The organism is uncultured Muribaculum sp. (genome assembly GCF_910583865.1).
Classification (GTDB): Bacteria; Bacteroidota; Bacteroidia; order Bacteroidales; family Muribaculaceae; genus Muribaculum.
On the sequence record NZ_CAJTYX010000017.1, the window covers coordinates 12461 to 27450 of the forward strand.

Annotated in this window: 13 protein-coding genes; 1 reads left to right on the forward strand and 12 read right to left on the reverse strand. The window is 56.4% G+C overall.

Going from position 1 to position 14990, the window contains the following annotated elements; all coding sequences use genetic code 11:
• Nucleotides 1-45 precede the first annotated feature (45 nt).
• Nucleotides 46-600, forward strand: a complete 555-nt coding sequence (locus QZ303_RS05410; RefSeq protein WP_295730227.1) for a DUF4924 family protein — start codon at nt 46-48, stop codon at nt 598-600.
• A 241-nt stretch (nt 601-841) separates the two neighbouring features.
• Here QZ303_RS05410 and coaE read toward each other — a convergent pair whose 3' ends face one another.
• The 12 genes from coaE to QZ303_RS05470 form a co-directional block, all read right to left on the reverse strand.
• The gene (gene coaE, locus QZ303_RS05415; protein WP_295730230.1) at nt 842-1411 is read right to left on the reverse strand and encodes a dephospho-CoA kinase; all 570 of its coding nucleotides are present in this window, start codon (nt 1409-1411) and stop codon (nt 842-844) included.
• Nucleotides 1412-1570: 159 nt separating this feature from the next.
• Entirely contained in the window at nt 1571-2566 is a 996-nt protein-coding gene (locus QZ303_RS05420) for a hypothetical protein (protein ID WP_295730233.1), read from the reverse strand.
• A 55-nt stretch (nt 2567-2621) separates the two neighbouring features.
• Nucleotides 2622-2912, reverse strand: coding sequence for a preprotein translocase subunit YajC (yajC, locus tag QZ303_RS05425; RefSeq protein ID WP_295730326.1), 291 nt, complete (start codon nt 2910-2912; stop codon nt 2622-2624).
• A gap of 225 nt (nt 2913-3137) precedes the next feature.
• Nucleotides 3138-4589 (reverse strand): transcription antitermination factor NusB, encoded by a 1452-nt coding sequence (locus tag QZ303_RS05430; RefSeq protein WP_295730236.1) that lies wholly within the window; start codon nt 4587-4589, stop codon nt 3138-3140.
• Between the two features lie 235 nt (nt 4590-4824).
• Nucleotides 4825-6039, reverse strand: a complete 1215-nt coding sequence (locus QZ303_RS05435; RefSeq protein ID WP_295730239.1) for a DUF418 domain-containing protein — start codon at nt 6037-6039, stop codon at nt 4825-4827.
• 47 nt (nt 6040-6086) lie between these two features.
• A complete protein-coding gene (locus tag QZ303_RS05440; protein ID WP_295730242.1) occupies nt 6087-7040 on the reverse strand; it encodes a glycosyltransferase family 2 protein in 954 nt (317 codons plus the stop codon).
• A 188-nt stretch (nt 7041-7228) separates the two neighbouring features.
• Nucleotides 7229-8710, reverse strand: a complete 1482-nt coding sequence (gene proS, locus QZ303_RS05445; RefSeq protein ID WP_295730245.1) for a proline--tRNA ligase — start codon at nt 8708-8710, stop codon at nt 7229-7231.
• A 299-nt stretch (nt 8711-9009) separates the two neighbouring features.
• Nucleotides 9010-9783, reverse strand: a complete 774-nt coding sequence (locus QZ303_RS05450; RefSeq protein WP_295730248.1) for a DUF1573 domain-containing protein — start codon at nt 9781-9783, stop codon at nt 9010-9012.
• Nucleotides 9784-10080: 297 nt separating this feature from the next.
• Nucleotides 10081-11109, reverse strand: a complete 1029-nt coding sequence (locus QZ303_RS05455; protein WP_295730250.1) for a DUF1735 domain-containing protein — start codon at nt 11107-11109, stop codon at nt 10081-10083.
• A 41-nt stretch (nt 11110-11150) separates the two neighbouring features.
• Nucleotides 11151-12386: a DUF1735 and LamG domain-containing protein gene (locus tag QZ303_RS05460; protein WP_295730253.1), complete on the reverse strand. Its 1236-nt coding sequence runs from the start codon at nt 12384-12386 to the stop codon at nt 11151-11153.
• Between the two features lie 22 nt (nt 12387-12408).
• Entirely contained in the window at nt 12409-13368 is a 960-nt protein-coding gene (locus tag QZ303_RS05465; protein ID WP_295730255.1) for a glycoside hydrolase family 18, read from the reverse strand.
• Nucleotides 13369-13408: 40 nt separating this feature from the next.
• Nucleotides 13409-14971: a SusD/RagB family nutrient-binding outer membrane lipoprotein gene (locus QZ303_RS05470; protein ID WP_295730258.1), complete on the reverse strand. Its 1563-nt coding sequence runs from the start codon at nt 14969-14971 to the stop codon at nt 13409-13411.
• Between the last annotated feature and the right edge of the window lie 19 nt (nt 14972-14990).

Sequence of the window (14990 nt, forward strand, 5' to 3'; positions counted from 1 at the left end):
TTGAATTGTTATACATAGAAAGTACACCGGAAAACAATTGAAGATATGTACACAGCATCCCAGAAACGTAAGGAGAACATTGCGGAATACCTGCTGTATATGTGGCAGATCGAGGATCTTATACGTGCCAACGGATTCGATATCGACAAGATACGCGCCTCCATCATAGACCGGTACGATCTCCCTCCCGAGAAAAAGAAGGAACTTGAGGAATGGTATGAATCGCTCATCGACATGATGCGCCGTGAGGGAGTAGAGAAGAACGGTCATCTACAGCTCAACAAGAACACTATAATCCAACTCGACGACCTTCATCGTCAGCTAATGGCCGATCCGAAGTTTGTCGACTACCAGGCGGAATTCTACAAGACGCTGCCTTATATCGTGGAGCTGCGTGCCCGTCAGGGCGACAACAAGCTCGGTGAGATCGAGACATGTTTCGCCGCTCTCTACGGCACATTGCTTATGCGCATTCAAGGCAAGGAGATTTCGCCGGAGACATCCGCCGCCATATCGCAGATCACCCGTTTCATCTCGCTCCTTGCCCGAGACTTCCGACTCGACCAGGAGGACAAGCTCTTCGACACTCCGACCCGGTAACGCCCGTTGGCTTGCATTAGATGCAGACTTCGTAAGCCATCCATGACACCCTCAAAACGGTGCTGTGCCAAAATCGTCAGATGCGGTCAGACCGGTCCGACCCGTCTGACGAGTCCGACCTGTCTGACGAAACTGGTTCGCCTTAATAACTCATGCTTTTCATATAATCACAAGGCAGGCGGTTGCCTCGCAACCGCCTGCCTTGTGATTATCGTGTGTACTGTGCGTGGCACTTCAGCCGTCAGAGTAGTGCGAGGACCTGAGGAAGCAACGGTTGCACGCCGTCATTGACGAGCATTTCCACGCATTGATGCCTTTCGGGATGGGCGTTGCGGCGCTGGGCCTCTATGCGCGCCTTCACCTGGCCGGCGTTCATGGCGTTGCGGCGCATAACCCTCTTTATCCGGAGCTCTTCCGGCGCGGTCACCTCCCACACGTCGGTGGCTACTTTGTCGAGTCCGCTCTCATAGAGCAATGCCGTTTCCATCCATACTCTCTCAGCGCCTGTATTCGCGGCCCAATCGATGAAATCGGCACGCACGGCCCCATGGACGATGCTGTTGAGGCGCTCAAGCAGCTCGGCATCGGCAAATACTTTTTCAGCGAGATGCTTACGGTCGATGTGGCCGTCGGCGGTTATGGCCTCCGCGCATATCTGTGAGGATATGGCCTGCTTGATTTCATCGTCGGCATCCATGAGTTTCTTTGCTCTTGAGTCGCAGTCATAGACCGGATGTCCGAGTGTGCGTAACATTTCGGAGACGACAGACTTTCCGCTGCCGATACCTCCTGTGATAGCGGTAATCTTCATAGCTTCATGGCTTTTAATGGGTTAGTTCTTGTAATGATGTTAGATTATTGTTGATAGTGTAGATGTGTATTATGATTGTCGTTTCTGCCGGTTTTCATGGTAATCGGCTTCATCCATATTGTAGGGATGCTCCCCCGGAGCATCCGTGGGTTGTGGCGGTCACGGACGCCGTTGCTCCACGATATACTCCACGCTGTCGGGAGTGATGGTCACGTCGCGGTAGAGTTCAGGCATCAGCGACATCGCCACGGGTATCTTTGAGGTCGGGGACGCAAGTGCGTCGGCGAAGTCCACGTAGGCTTTTATGTCGTAAGGCTCGGTGTTGTAGGCGCTCATCGGCACCAGGTAGCTCACCTCTATCTGCGACGGGAATGTCAGAAGTCCGTAGCCTGCGGGCATGTTTTTCACGACTATCGGCGCCATCTGGCTGCGTGCTATCAGCGGTTCCACGGGAATGGTCACGATCACGTTGTCGGGCACGATGCGTACACCGTCGATCGGTTTGATGTTGACCATTACGGAAGTGGTGTCGGAGAGTTTCGAGCGGATGATAGGAAGCGTTTCCACCGAGTTGATGGAATGTGGCAGGTCGGTCACGGAGTACAGCGTCACGGAGTCAGTGTTGAGCGACAGAGGCCCGTTGACAATGTTGCCGAGAGCCGGACGAACATCTGCGTTGACGTGCACGGCCACGCGCCGTCCGGGGTTGGTAGTGTATATGAGCTTGAGCGAGTCGGGGGCCACGGTGACAATCTGGGATGATGTCCCGAAATAATCGCGCAGGCGTGCCCCGAGATCCTGGCGTCCCATCAGAAATCTGTTATCGTTGCTCTTGCCGGCATATTCCCTCCACTCGATTTTCATTACTTTCGAGTTGTTGAAACGGTAGCGCATGAGTATCGATCCCTTGTCGCGCACGCTCGCCTTTATCACCGGAGGCACTTCGGTGATGAACGTCACGCTGTCGGGAACGTTGACTATGGTTATCGGCACATCGATATCTTCCTGCGACTCGTTGTTGAGGGTGAGCAGCAGCCAGAAAACATAGGATATCACCAGGAATAAAAGAAACAGACCCACTTCGCGACCACGTGCTGACGTGGCTGCGAGGTGGATTCTGTCTGTTATTTTCCGGAACTGCTCCTTTAGTGCCATTGTTGCCGGTAATAAAGTTGTGGTCAGGAGGAGATGCCCCCATCCCTCTGTATGTTTATTTCTGTGCCGGTCCTTCTACCTGCTTGGATGCCTCTCCGGCTTCCTGCGCCGAAGGATATACGGAGTTCTTGTCGATGGTGATGCGCACTCCGTCGGAAATCTCCACGTCGAAGGTGGTGGTGCCTACGTTGCGGATTTTGCCGTAGATGCCGCCGGCGGTGATGACCTTGTCGCCTTTGGTGAGGGCTTCACGGAATTTCTTTATTTCTTTCTGTTTTTTCTGCTGAGGGCGTATCATGAAGAAATAGAACACCGCGAAGAGTATGACGATGAGTCCGATATTCATGATGCCGCCATTGCCGCCGGCACTGCCGGCCTGAAGGGCTACGAGACTGTAAAGCATGGTTATAAAATGAATGTGTTAAATATTTATAGTTTCGTATTTGCAAATATACGAAGAATATTTGACGAAAAAAATAGCAAATGTCTATCGGCAGCCCGGTTCGCGTTGGCGAAGCCAATTTTTTCGTCAGATATATGGATAAGCCGTGTGTAAAAGCAAATTTTGATTCTACTCTTTGATCAGCGTGCCTTCGCTTTTGAGCTGGTTGATGATACCGTATAGCATGCCGGTGACGAACTGTCCGCTTTTCGGTGTCGAATAGTAGTTGGCTATCTCCGTAAACTCGTTGACGGTGACCACTGTAGGCACGGATGGGAAGTTGAGGAGTTCGGCTATGGCCGTTTCAAGGATCACGATGTCCATGAATGCCAGACGCTCAGGCTCCCAGCTGCTCCCTTCAAGGCGTGAGTCGATCAGCGCGCGATATTCTTCCTGATGGGCCACGGTGGTGTCGAAAAGCTTCGGGCCGAAGCGCTCGTCCTCAATGTCTTTGTATTTCGGCGACAGCCTCAGCTCCTCAAGGTTTTCCCCGCTCTCTCCGCAGTGGGCGAAACGGCGGATGGTCTTGAGCACGAACGACCCCATGATGGCCAGGTCGTCGTTCCAATAGACGGATTGTGTCTCCATGGCTTCGGCAAGCTCGTCGCTGTCGGCGATCACGTTCTTGAACAGCGCATACCACACCTCGCAGTCCTTTGCAAGGTCGCTCACCGGATCGGCCATGTATTCCTTATATATGTCCGAAGCCGTAATCTTGTCGAGCAGACGGCGCAGTGTCACAGGGTCGTCGTTCCAGCTTATCGGGGTCTCGGTGAGGTAAGCCTTCATGTCGGCGTTCTCCTCCAGGGCGCGGATAAACGAGTTTTCCACGAACTTCATGTTGGGGTTGAGGTCGTCGTGGGTAGGCAGATACTTGTGCCGGGCCTCGTCGAGCTGCAGTTCGCGTGCGCGGGTCAGGTCGATCATCAGCTGCAGCAGCGCATGGTAAAGCTCATAGGCCTTGTCGAGCGAGGCTCCGAGCGCCTTGCGGGCTTCGGCCAGGGAGCTGCGCACGTCGGCGAAGTCATCGAGGGTGGCGTCAAACAGGCTCAGTGCCTCGTTGTAGCCGTTGAGGGTGAAGTCGGGGTCGGCGTGTATGAGGGTGTCTATACCCTTGTCGCGGAGTATCACCGTGCGCATCAGGTTCTTCCACAGACGTGCCTCGTCATCGATCTCCATAGGTGTGCGCTTGCGCATGTATTCCTTGAATATGGCCGATTCACGCAGGGCGCCACCTACCGAGCCTCTGAGCGGGGCAAGAGCCTCGATCCACGAGCGGTGGGCGGTGGCAAGTGTGCGCAGTTCGTCATTGGCGGCCAGGGCGGCTGCGATGCGCGTGTATTTTTGGCCGGAGGCCTGGCGTTCGGGAGCGGACACGCGCACGTTGTCGTCGGTGAATGCCACCCTGTATCCCGAATTGTCGAGCAGAAGCAGCAGGAGTTCGTTGTATAGCGAGTGGGCGAAGCGCTTGTCGCGTGAGGGAGCGTCGGGAAGGCCGATGATGTCAAACCGGCTGCGTGTGAGAAGGTAGGAGTAAAGTATCTGCACCACCTTCATTCTGATGAGTATTCTGTTGATCATGACTCGCTGTTTTTGAACTCTTTCAATTTCCTTTATTTCTGAACTCTTTCAATTTTTTTCGGCTGCAAAGTTACGAAACATTCTCCAATCCCTCCACCTTTCTCCCCCGAAATGTTTGCCCCTCGTCCGTATCCGCCCCTCCGCGCATGTTGTAAATCATAAAAACTTTGTAACCGCCGTAACTGTTACGGCGGTTACAAAGTTGATCAGTAGTATCGGAGTTATCAAAATAAAATCAGCGGGCGGGGGAGGGGGCGGTACGGGAGCTGCGGAGCCAGGTGAGTTTTTTCCAGAGGGCTTCGAGCGGGCCTTGGCGGTGGGTGGAGAGCCAGGCGCGGCTCCAGGCCACCTGCACGAGGATGATGCCGAGGCCGATGGCTGCCGAGAGGGTAGGGCCACAGTAGCGGAAGAGGCCGAGGCCGAAATTGTAGAAGAGCACCACGCCGATTATCGACTGGGTGATGTAGTTGGTGAGCGACATGCGTCCGTAGCGTATCGACAGGCGCTGGAACCGGTATCCATGGTCGCCCGCGCGGAACCAGCAGAGCACGAACAGCGCCACGAGCGAAGCCATCAGTGCGAAGTTGCCCGGCAGCCCGAGGGCTATGCCGAAATGGCTTTGCCATGTTACGTTGTCGAGTCCGGGCGCGATGGTGTCTTTAAGCACCTGCAGCACCACTACAGCAGGGAGCGCGCATGCGAGCACCCTGCGCCAGAACCGCCTGGAGGCATGGCTGCGTATGAACATCTCCTTCCGCCCGAGCCACATGCCGAGGAGGAACAGCGCCGGTGTCTGGCATATGCGTCCTGCCTCCACCTGCCAGAAGTTGCTGTAAAGCTGCCCGTTGCCGATATTGTCGGCGAGGGTCTGCCAGAGGTTCCCGTCGCGGCACACGGCCTCGGCCTGCGCGGCAAACTGTATGAACCGCGAGTTGGTGTCGACATATCCGGGGTCGATCAGCGTCGTAGCCATGTGTATCCAGTCGACGGGCTGTAGCAACAGCACCGACGCCACGATGAGGATAGTGCGGTCGCTCCACGACGAGGCGGGTATGAGGATCAGCCCGCAGACGGCGTAGAAAAGCAGTATGTCGCCGTTATAGAACAGCGCGTGGAGCTGTGCGAATCCCGCCAGCAGCAGCAACCGCCATGCGAACCGCAGCCTGAAATCCTCGCCGCGCCTGCGGGCGTTGCGCAATTGGATGTAGAAGCTGAAGCCGAAGAGAAGCGAGAACGTGGCGTAGGCCTTCCCGGCGAGCAGGAACCATATGAACGAGGTGAAATAGCCGTCGAAGTCGGTGAGCCATTGCGGCTGCCACGTTGGGGTGAAGAACAGGTTGTAGTGCTCCATGCTGTGGAGCAGCACGATCGCCATGAGGGCGAATCCGCGGAGCGCGTCGACCACTTCGAGGCGCGCTGTCCCTGCGGAGGGGGCAAGAGTCTTGTCCATTGATTGGTGTTAGGTGGTATGGGGGAGTGAGGCGGAGAGAATGTCGTTTAGAGGATGCGGTCGCGGATAGCGTAGCGCGGGCGGTGCTTGACCTCGGTGTAGATTTTGCCTACATATTCACCCACTATGCCGATGGCCATCAAGGTGAGGGAGCCGAGGAACCATATTGAAATGATGAGCGACGTCCAGCCGGAGATGGTGCGGTGTGAGAAATAGCTTGCGAACACCCATATGGCCACGGCTATGTCGATCAGCAGCAGAATCAGGCCGACAATGAAGATGATGCGTATTGGCTTGGAGGAGAATGAAGTGATGCCGTCTATGGAGAAACTCAGCATCTTGCCGAGGGGGTATTTCGACTCACCGGCCACGCGCTCGTGGCGCTCATAGGTCACGATAGCCGTGTCAAGGCCGATCTGCGGGATGATGCCGCGCAGGAAGAGGTTGCTCTCGCCGTACTCCGACAGCAGGTCGAGGGCGCGGGCGCTGAGCAGGCGGTAGTCGGCATGGTCGTAGACGGTGTCGAGGCCCATGTGGTGTTGTAGCGAGTAGAACGCATGCGCGGTGGTGCGCTTGAACCAGGTGTCGGTGGCGCGGCTCGACCGCACGCCGTAGACTATCTCTTTGCCACGGCGGAACTCCTCCACCATGCGGATGATGGCTTCGGGGTCGTCCTGGAGGTCGGCGTCGATCGATATGGCGGCGTCGCACATGTCGCGCACGGCCATCAGTCCGGCCATCAGTGCATACTGGTGTCCACGGTTGTGTGCGAGCGATATACCTTTTATGCGCGGGTCCTCGGCGTGCAGGCGCTCGATTGTCTGCCACGTGCGGTCGCGGCTGCCGTCGTTGCTGCACATCACGAAGCTGTCGAGGGCCACGAGCCCATCGGCGCTCATGCGGTCGAGCAGCTGGAGTATGCGCGGTGCTGTGATGGGTAGGGCCTCCTCCTCGTTGTAGCAGGGGATTACGATTGCAATGCGTGGCAGTGTGGTCGACATGGCATAAAGGGATTTATGGGGGGAGAGACGTGTGATTGTTGAAAACGTGGCTGTGTGCCGAAATTGTCCTACGGACCATATAGGTCTTATTGGCCATATTAGTCTTATTGGCCATATTAGTCCTATTGGTCATATATGTCAGACGGGTCCGACCGGTCTGACCTGTCGGACTCGTCTGATACAATCTCTTAGTAGTTGCGGGCAAAGATCACGCGGCGCGCCGAAGGCTTCCCGGTGTAGACGCAGGTGCCCGGTGTGGTGTCGCCGTCGAAAGGTATGCAGCGTATGGTGGCCTTGGTCTCCTCCTTGATCTTCTCCTCGGTCTCGGTGGTGCCGTCCCAGTGGGCCAGCAGGAAGCCGCCCTTCTCGATCTCCTCCTTGAACTGCTCCCAGGTGTCGACCGGGCGCGTCATGCTCTCGCGGAGCTTCAGGGCCTTGTCGTAGATGTTCTGCTGTATCTCCTCAAGCAGCTTGGCCACATATTCGGCGATACCTTCGAGCGGGGTTGAATGCTTCTCCAGGGTGTCGCGGCGCATCACCTCCACGGTGCCCTCCTCGATGTCGCGCGCGCCTACGGCCAGACGCACGGGCACACCCTTCAGCTCGTAGTCGGCAAACTTGAAGCCCGGGCGGCGGTTCTCGGCGTCGTCATACTTGACGCTGATGCCCATTTCGCGCAGGCGGTTGATGATCGGGTCGACGTGGGCCGAGATTTCGGCGAGCTGGTCGGAATTCTTGTAGATGGGGACGATCACCACCTGGATGGGTGCGATGTGGGGCGGGAGCACCAGGCCGTTGTCGTCGGAGTGGGTCATGATTAGCGCTCCCATCAGGCGTGTCGACACGCCCCACGAGGTGGCCCACACGTATTCGGGCTGGTTCTCCTTGTTGACGAAGGTCACGTCGAATGCCTTGGCGAAGTTCTGCCCCAGGAAGTGCGACGTGCCAGACTGCAGGGCCTTGCCGTCCTGCATCATGGCCTCGATGGTGTAGGTGTCGATGGCGCCGGCGAAGCGCTCGTTGGCGCTCTTCACACCCTTCACCACCGGCACGGCCAGGTATTTCTCGGCGAAGTCGGCATAGACGTCGAGCATCTGTACGGCGCGGGCCTCGGCCTCCTCGGCGGTGGCGTGGGCGGTGTGCCCCTCCTGCCAGAGGAATTCGGCGGTGCGCAGGAACATGCGGGTGCGCATCTCCCAGCGGAGCACGTTGCACCACTGGTTGCACAGTATGGGCAGGTCGCGGTAGGAGTTGATCCAGTTGCGGTAGGTGTTCCAGATGATGGTCTCCGAGGTGGGGCGTATGATAAGCTCCTCGTCGAGGCGCGCTTCGGGGTCGACCACCACGCCCGAGCCGTCGGGGGCGTTCATGAGGCGGTGGTGGGTGACTACGGCGCACTCCTTGGCGAAGCCCTCGACATGCTCGGCCTCACGCGACAGGAACGACTTGGGTATCAGCAGTGGGAAATAGGCGTTGCTCACCCCCGTGGCCTTGAACATGTCGTCGAGATAGCGCTGCATCTTCTCCCAGATGGCGTAGCCGTAAGGCTTGATCACCATGCAGCCGCGCACTGCGCTCTGCTCGGCCAGGTCGGCCTTCACAACCAGTTCGTTGTACCACTTCGAGTAGTCCTCACTGCGCTTGGTGAGGTTCTTCAGTTCTTTTGCCATTGCAGGTATATGTTTTTTATTTTATTTCCGTGATAGGTTTACGGCTGCAAATTTAGGAAAAAATTCCCACTGAGTACATATATATTTTAGACAGATACGACGATGGCGACCTTCACAGACCGCCATCGACATGTAGTAGTTATTATTCATCGTTAATCAGTGTCATGCTGACACAGGATTAATCCCTGCAAAGGTATTAAAAAGACGTAAATTCGGGGGGGGTAATTGTTAAACTTGGTTAAGTGATCGCGCCTCCACGTGTTAAATATTCATGAGGCCGATTGTCTCCGGCTCTCGCTTCACGGGAGGAAAGAGTCCCGGCGTTGCGGCATTACGGTGACTGTCAGCGGTTGCAGCGGATAGCCGTTGGCCTCTGGAGTGACGGTGACCGACACTGTCTCGGCTATGGGAGTTATCACCTTGACGCTGATGGGCACAGACCCCTCCTCGCCCGGTTTCAGCAGGTAGCGGTCGGGCACGGTGAGCGCGAATGGGAGTGTGCCGGGCGACTCCGCATCCACCTTGAAGGCTATGTTGAGCGTGTTGTCGGAACTGTTGCCGAATTTAAGCGTGTGGGTCTTTGACCCGCCTTGTGGCACGCCGCCGAAGTTCAGCACCTTGTAGTTCATGTACAGACCCCGCCCATAGTCGTAGGGGTAAAGCTCTGGTATGGGGTGCTTGCCGGGAATCACGTCGCCCTTCACCCATATGCGGTTGTATTTCTTCCCGTTGGAGATCACGACCACCTCTTTGCTGAAATGCCCGGGGCGGAAGTCGGGGTCGAAGGTCACATCGACATGCCCCGTCTTGCCGGGATAGACCGGCCGGGTCGACACCTTGGCCTGCACGCAACTGCATCCGGCGCGGGCGTTGGTGAGCAGCACGGTGTCGCGTCCTGTGTTGGTGAACGTGAAGCGGTGTGTGACCTTTCCGCCGGTCTCGGCAATCTCGCCGAAGTCGTGTATTTTCTCGGCGAATGTCACCGAGCCGTTCACCGTCTGTCCGATGGCCGTCGAGGCGGTGACCGCAAAGATGGCCGTTGGGAGCAGCAGTAGCTTATAGATATGATTCATGATTGTGTAAGTTTTTGCGTTAATCAGGTCGGTTTGCGCGGCTTCATGCCCCGCCGGTTGCAAAGTTAGCTAATTCCCCGTGTCTCTTGCTCCGGCATGTATCATATTAACATGTATTATATATGTGTGAAAGTCAAGGGGGCAACGTCGGTGATTTCCGACACTGCCCCCCTTCCTTAGAAATAGTAGCTATTGTTTGTGTTTAACCAATGGTTCGTTGATGTTGTCGTGATGGATGGGTCGGCTGCCATCGATAGGAGAGCCGGAGTCTACGCATCACGGTGCTCAATGGATTGATTACTTGTAGAGTATGAGGTCGGACAATGCAGTCCCTTCGCCGGTACCCCCGTAGAAAGAGTGTGTGGTGACGCGGATATAACGCACTTTCGTAGAAGCCCAGAAGGCGAAATATCGGTCGATGCCGTTTTCGCTCCATGACAATGTGCCTTGATCCGTATATTCGATGCCGTCAAGACTCGTTTCAAGGGTAGCATCTTTTATTGTATAATAGATGTAGTAGTATCTAAGCTGCAAGCCCTTGATGTCGTACTCTTTTCCAAGGTCGAAGGTGTTTATTACCTCCTCGTTCACCTTGTCGGCATGGTTTGCCACGAAGTAGGCGTTTGACCATTGGTTGTTGTCCAGAAGTTTTGCCATGTCAAGGCTGCCTTCCTTGCCGGCTGCCGGGGCTTTCCAGGTACCGGTCCATCCATCGGTGTCGGTGATGGCCTCACCGTCGATAGATGTGGCGGCGGGATTGAGCATGCCGGTCTTTACCTCGGTAAGCACTCCTATGTAGGCGGCGCCCACCATCGACTGGCTCGGCTGTGCGCCTGATGCGGCGACTATGCGGATAGGCACGAGATAAGCCTTATCGGTGAGGACCGACCAGTTGGCGTTGGTCAAATCTACATGGACCTTTGCCTTCTCTGACGAACGGTTTTTGCCGGCTGGGATTGTCAGGGTGCTGGATTCGAGTGTTACCTTGATGCCGGAGTTGGCGGGTAGGGTGGAGTAGCCCTCCACCGCCATGTCGGGAGCTGCTTCGAGTGTCACCTGCATGTCGGAGGGAGCGTTCTTGGTGCACATCACGTCAATCTCGATATCACCCGGCTCGGAGGCTACGATCGGTCCTACAGGTGTGTGGTAGATAGTGTACACGAAAGAATTCTTGGGCATCCCTTCCGGGAAGTCTCCCGCAATATTGACATAGACGAGATTGTTGGGGTTGCCATAGACATCGTAGGTGTCATCGTCGTTGCAGGAGGTCATCGCCATGGCTCCGAGAGCAATAGCGAGTATTCCTGTCAGATATTTCGTTTTCATGATTGTTGTTCGATGGTTGATGTTATTTATTCGGCACATTTTTATTCGGCGCATTTATTGTTGTCGTCGCTGGTCCAGCTTATGGCATTCTTGGCGTTTGGAGTAGCTTCGAGGTTGCCGTTCTCGTTGGTGTCACGAGAGGTGTTGGCCCAGTCCATGTCGTAGCCGTTGCCGGTGGCGTCATGGAAAACATGGCCGTCGCCCTCGTTCATCTTCCAGTAGGCGACGAGGCCGCTGGATTTGGCGTCTATGCCGCACATGCCGAGCTTGATCTCGCCGGGTGAGAGCGGACGGTTCCATACGCGCATCTCGCAGATGCGGCCGGAGAAGCGCTGGCTCGACGGATAGCCGCCGCCCCACGACATGCCAAGCTCGATACGCTGGAATTGTACGGGATCAGTGCCGCTATATGAGCCTTCTGCGTCCTTGTTGCCGTCGATATACATGATGAGGTTCGATCCGTCGAAGGTGAAGGTCAGGAGATACCAGCGCTCTGTGTCGAATGTGGAGGTCGACACGATGTTGCCGCCGGGGCATACCCACTGCAGGGTGCGTGCGGGCTTACCGTTCTCTGAAAAGCGGAGCATCGACGAGTTGGCTTCATTCTTGGAAGTGAACGAGCAGAGGCGTGTCGGATTTCCGTTGCCGTTCTGGTCGTAGTTCAGACCCCATACCTTCAGCTCGTAGGTGAAGCCGCCGCTCATGTCTACCATCTTGTCGTCGGGGAAGATAAAGTTGGAATACATGCTCGGGTTGGATATGTCGAGTGCGTTGAAGTGGAGCACTCGGGCCACCTTGAGAAATGCCGTGCGCTGTGCGTCGAGGATAGCTACGCCTCCGGCATCCACGATAGTCACAGGAATGAGATAGGTGCGTCCTTCCTCGAAGTTCTCGGTGCTTGTCATCTGCACCTGTAGCGCTTCGGAGAACGACTTCCCTGCGGGTATCACGGCCTGCTCGTTGACGAGGCGTGCCGCACCGGCGGGGATGGGGAAATAGGACGTCTGGTTGGCGCGGTTGTACTCATCCACTTTCGAGGGGTCGATGGCCACCTTTACGGTGATGTCGTGGTCGAGCGGGTTGACGAGGGATACCGACACGTTTTCCGACGCGGGGGTGTCCTCGACCACGAACTTCCTGATCGGATCGACTTCCGTGCCGGACATGTAGGCGAGGTTCTTGTCGTAGTCGAACTTGTCGCCGTCGGAGTTGCATGCGGTCATGGCGAAGGCCGCTGCCGCAAACATTATCGAACGATGAAATATTGTAGTTTTCATTTTTTATTGACGAACTGATTGGTTAGTTGGGAACGGCTGGATTCATTATCTGGATAGCCTGGCGGAATTCGTTGTAGGGGATACCTGAGTTGGAGTTGAAGTTGTCGTCGAGGTAGTACACGCCGCAACCTCCCTTGCGACGGCCGTCGCCCGGCTCCCACTTGGCGTACTCAAGGAGCATGCCGTTGTGTCCGCTCGGTCCGAAGCCCTTGCCGAACTGCTCGCAGAAGATCTGCTTCTCAATAGGGTAATTGGAAGATGGACGCAGGAAACCTGTCTGGTCGGAATAGGCCTGCTGCACGAAATAGTGGCAGTAAGGTTCGCATTCCGCCCCGGGCTGTGAGCCGAAGTAGTCCACGATGAGGAGCATGTCGGGGTTTGCTCCCTGCGGGCCCCAGTGTTCGCCGAGAATCTTCACAAGGCGGAAGATATTGTTGGAATTCCATCCTTCATAGTCGATGTCGACGCCATTGAGTCCGGCGTCGTTCACCTGCTTCATGATCCATTTTGCATATGCCTCCATGACCTCGTCGGAAACGTTTGCACTGCCACCCATGTCATACTCCTGGCCGTCGACAGTGAACTTATGCCTGTAGTGGGACGCGTCGGCGTGCATCACGAAGCGTGTGCCGAGTTTCTCCTGGCAGTATTTCATGTCGCGGTAGGCTACGGGGTGGGTGTCGGGCATCGGCACCGCCATCCACAGGTTCACGATGTCGATCGAGTCGGGCAGACCGATCAGGCGCTCGCCCATGGAGGCGGGGTCCTTGTAGCCCACGGCGCCTTCCACGGGTGCCCATGCGGCATAGTATGCGAAGCTTACCTCATGGTCGGTCTTTTTGAAGTCGCGGATATTCTGGAAGTAGGTTTCGTCGTAGGTGTAGGGCTTCTGCACGTCGATACGCTCCACATCGGTGTCGCATGATGTTAGGGCCACAAACCCTGCCATCAGCGTAGCGAGACCATATATTTTGATATTCATAACGGTTTGTTTTTTCTAATGTTTTTTACTGACTTAGGGATCAGAAACGCGGATTCTTGTCCCACCATACACGTGTGCCGGCATTGTCGGCGCCACCGAGGAGCTGACGGCCAACGGCCACACCGTCGGCATTGTTCTGGCGCTCCTGGAGGCAGAACGGCAGACGGCGTGGGCCGAGGTCGGAGTTGACTGTGCCGTTGGAGCCGTTGGAGATAGCGTTGATGAGGTCGGGATAGCCTGTGCGGCGCACCTCCGCCCATCCTTCCGATCCGTTGGGGAAGAGCGAGATCCACTTCTGGGTGGAGATGCGTTCGAGCTTGCCCTCGAAGTTGGCGGCATCGTCCCAGGCGGGTGTCAGGCCGTTGGTGGTGAAGGTGTAGTTGTAGCCCGATACGGGGTCGGAGTAGCCTGAAAGTGTGTTGTTGGAGGCGAGATAAGTGCCGGCCTCCACGCCGTTTTCAGAGCATGACATCTTTATGCCCTCTTCGTAGAGCGACTTGGGGTCGCCACCTATGCCCCAGCGCAGTGCGGCCTCGGCGCGCAGGAAGAAGCTCTCTGCTGCGGGCATCCACACGATGGGGGTGTTGTACTTGGTCACGTTGAAGTGTGAACACTTCTCCTGGTAGTCGGAGAGGTGGCCGGTGATGCCCATGGGCACGCCCCAGTATTCCCCGTCGACAGCGGTGAAGTAGGCGGAGCAGCGAGGGTCGCCGAGTTGCTTCATTACCTCGACGATCGAGGCGCCTACTCGCGTGTCACCCTTGTTGAACTCATAGTCTATGATGTAGAGCGGGTTCTCGTACTGCACGAGGCTCTGGCGGAGCTCAGCACGCTGTGCGGCGCTCTCCACGAATCCGGCTGTCGATTGGAGCGACTTTTCGGCCTCGGCACGTGCGAGGGCGGCGTCGGCGTAGACCACGCGGAGGGCCAGGCGCAGACGCAGGGTGTTGGCGAAGCGTATCCAGTTTTCGGTTGCTCCGCCATACACCTTGTCATACTGTGCGAGCACGGAGGTACCTCCTGCCGTATAGTAGGCCGTCAAGGCGTCTATGGCTTTGCCGAGTTCCTGGAAGAATGATTTGTAGACGGCTTCCTGCGAGTCGTAGTCGCCGGTCTCGCCATACTTGATGTAGGGGATCGGGCCGAATGTGTCGGTGATCTGCGACATGCCGGCGATCTTGATTATGTTGGCGATGGCGAGCACCTCGTCGCGGCCCTGCTCCTTGGCGAGCTTGCTGACCTCGCGCCAGGGCATCATTATGCCTGTGTAGGCCTCGTTGAATGTCGAGTTGATCCAACCGTCCTGCCATATGTACTGCTGGTGGCTCTGGAGGTTGCCGAGGGTCGAGCCTGCGTATCCTGCGAAAAGGTCGTGCGAGAGGTTGCGTGATATCTGGTAGTCGGAGCTGAGCTTGCCTCCGAGCGCCACGAGGATGACGCGTGTCTGCATCTGCTGGATGAAGGCTCCGGTCTTGAGGTTGTCGGCCTTCATCATATCCTCGGTCACGCCGTTGGGGTTGATGTTGTCCTCCATGTCGATGCACGATGACGCCAGAAGCGACAGCGCAAGTGTGGCAACCGGAAATATTCTGTTGTATTTCATTGGTTTACAATTGAGGTGT

Excerpts from the sequence above, each read along its gene's own strand:
- QZ303_RS05455 (WP_295730250.1), bottom strand. The coding sequence starts at position 11,109 with ATGAAAACGAAATATCTGACAGGAATACTCGCTATTGCTCTCGGAGCC.
- QZ303_RS05470 (WP_295730258.1), bottom strand. The coding sequence starts at position 14,971 with ATGAAATACAACAGAATATTTCCGGTTGCCACACTTGCGCTGTCGCTT.
- QZ303_RS05420 (WP_295730233.1), bottom strand. The coding sequence starts at position 2,566 with ATGGCACTAAAGGAGCAGTTCCGGAAAATAACAGACAGAATCCACCTC.
- QZ303_RS05460 (WP_295730253.1), bottom strand. The coding sequence starts at position 12,386 with ATGAAAACTACAATATTTCATCGTTCGATAATGTTTGCGGCAGCGGCC.
- proS (WP_295730245.1), bottom strand. The coding sequence starts at position 8,710 with ATGGCAAAAGAACTGAAGAACCTCACCAAGCGCAGTGAGGACTACTCG.
- coaE (WP_295730230.1), bottom strand. The coding sequence starts at position 1,411 with ATGAAGATTACCGCTATCACAGGAGGTATCGGCAGCGGAAAGTCTGTC.
- QZ303_RS05465 (WP_295730255.1), bottom strand. The coding sequence starts at position 13,368 with ATGAATATCAAAATATATGGTCTCGCTACGCTGATGGCAGGGTTTGTG.
- QZ303_RS05410 (WP_295730227.1), top strand. The coding sequence starts at position 46 with ATGTACACAGCATCCCAGAAACGTAAGGAGAACATTGCGGAATACCTG.
- yajC (WP_295730326.1), bottom strand. The coding sequence starts at position 2,912 with ATGAATATCGGACTCATCGTCATACTCTTCGCGGTGTTCTATTTCTTC.
- QZ303_RS05435 (WP_295730239.1), bottom strand. The coding sequence starts at position 6,039 with ATGGACAAGACTCTTGCCCCCTCCGCAGGGACAGCGCGCCTCGAAGTG.
- QZ303_RS05450 (WP_295730248.1), bottom strand. The coding sequence starts at position 9,783 with ATGAATCATATCTATAAGCTACTGCTGCTCCCAACGGCCATCTTTGCG.
- QZ303_RS05430 (WP_295730236.1), bottom strand. The coding sequence starts at position 4,589 with ATGATCAACAGAATACTCATCAGAATGAAGGTGGTGCAGATACTTTAC.
- QZ303_RS05440 (WP_295730242.1), bottom strand. The coding sequence starts at position 7,040 with ATGTCGACCACACTGCCACGCATTGCAATCGTAATCCCCTGCTACAAC.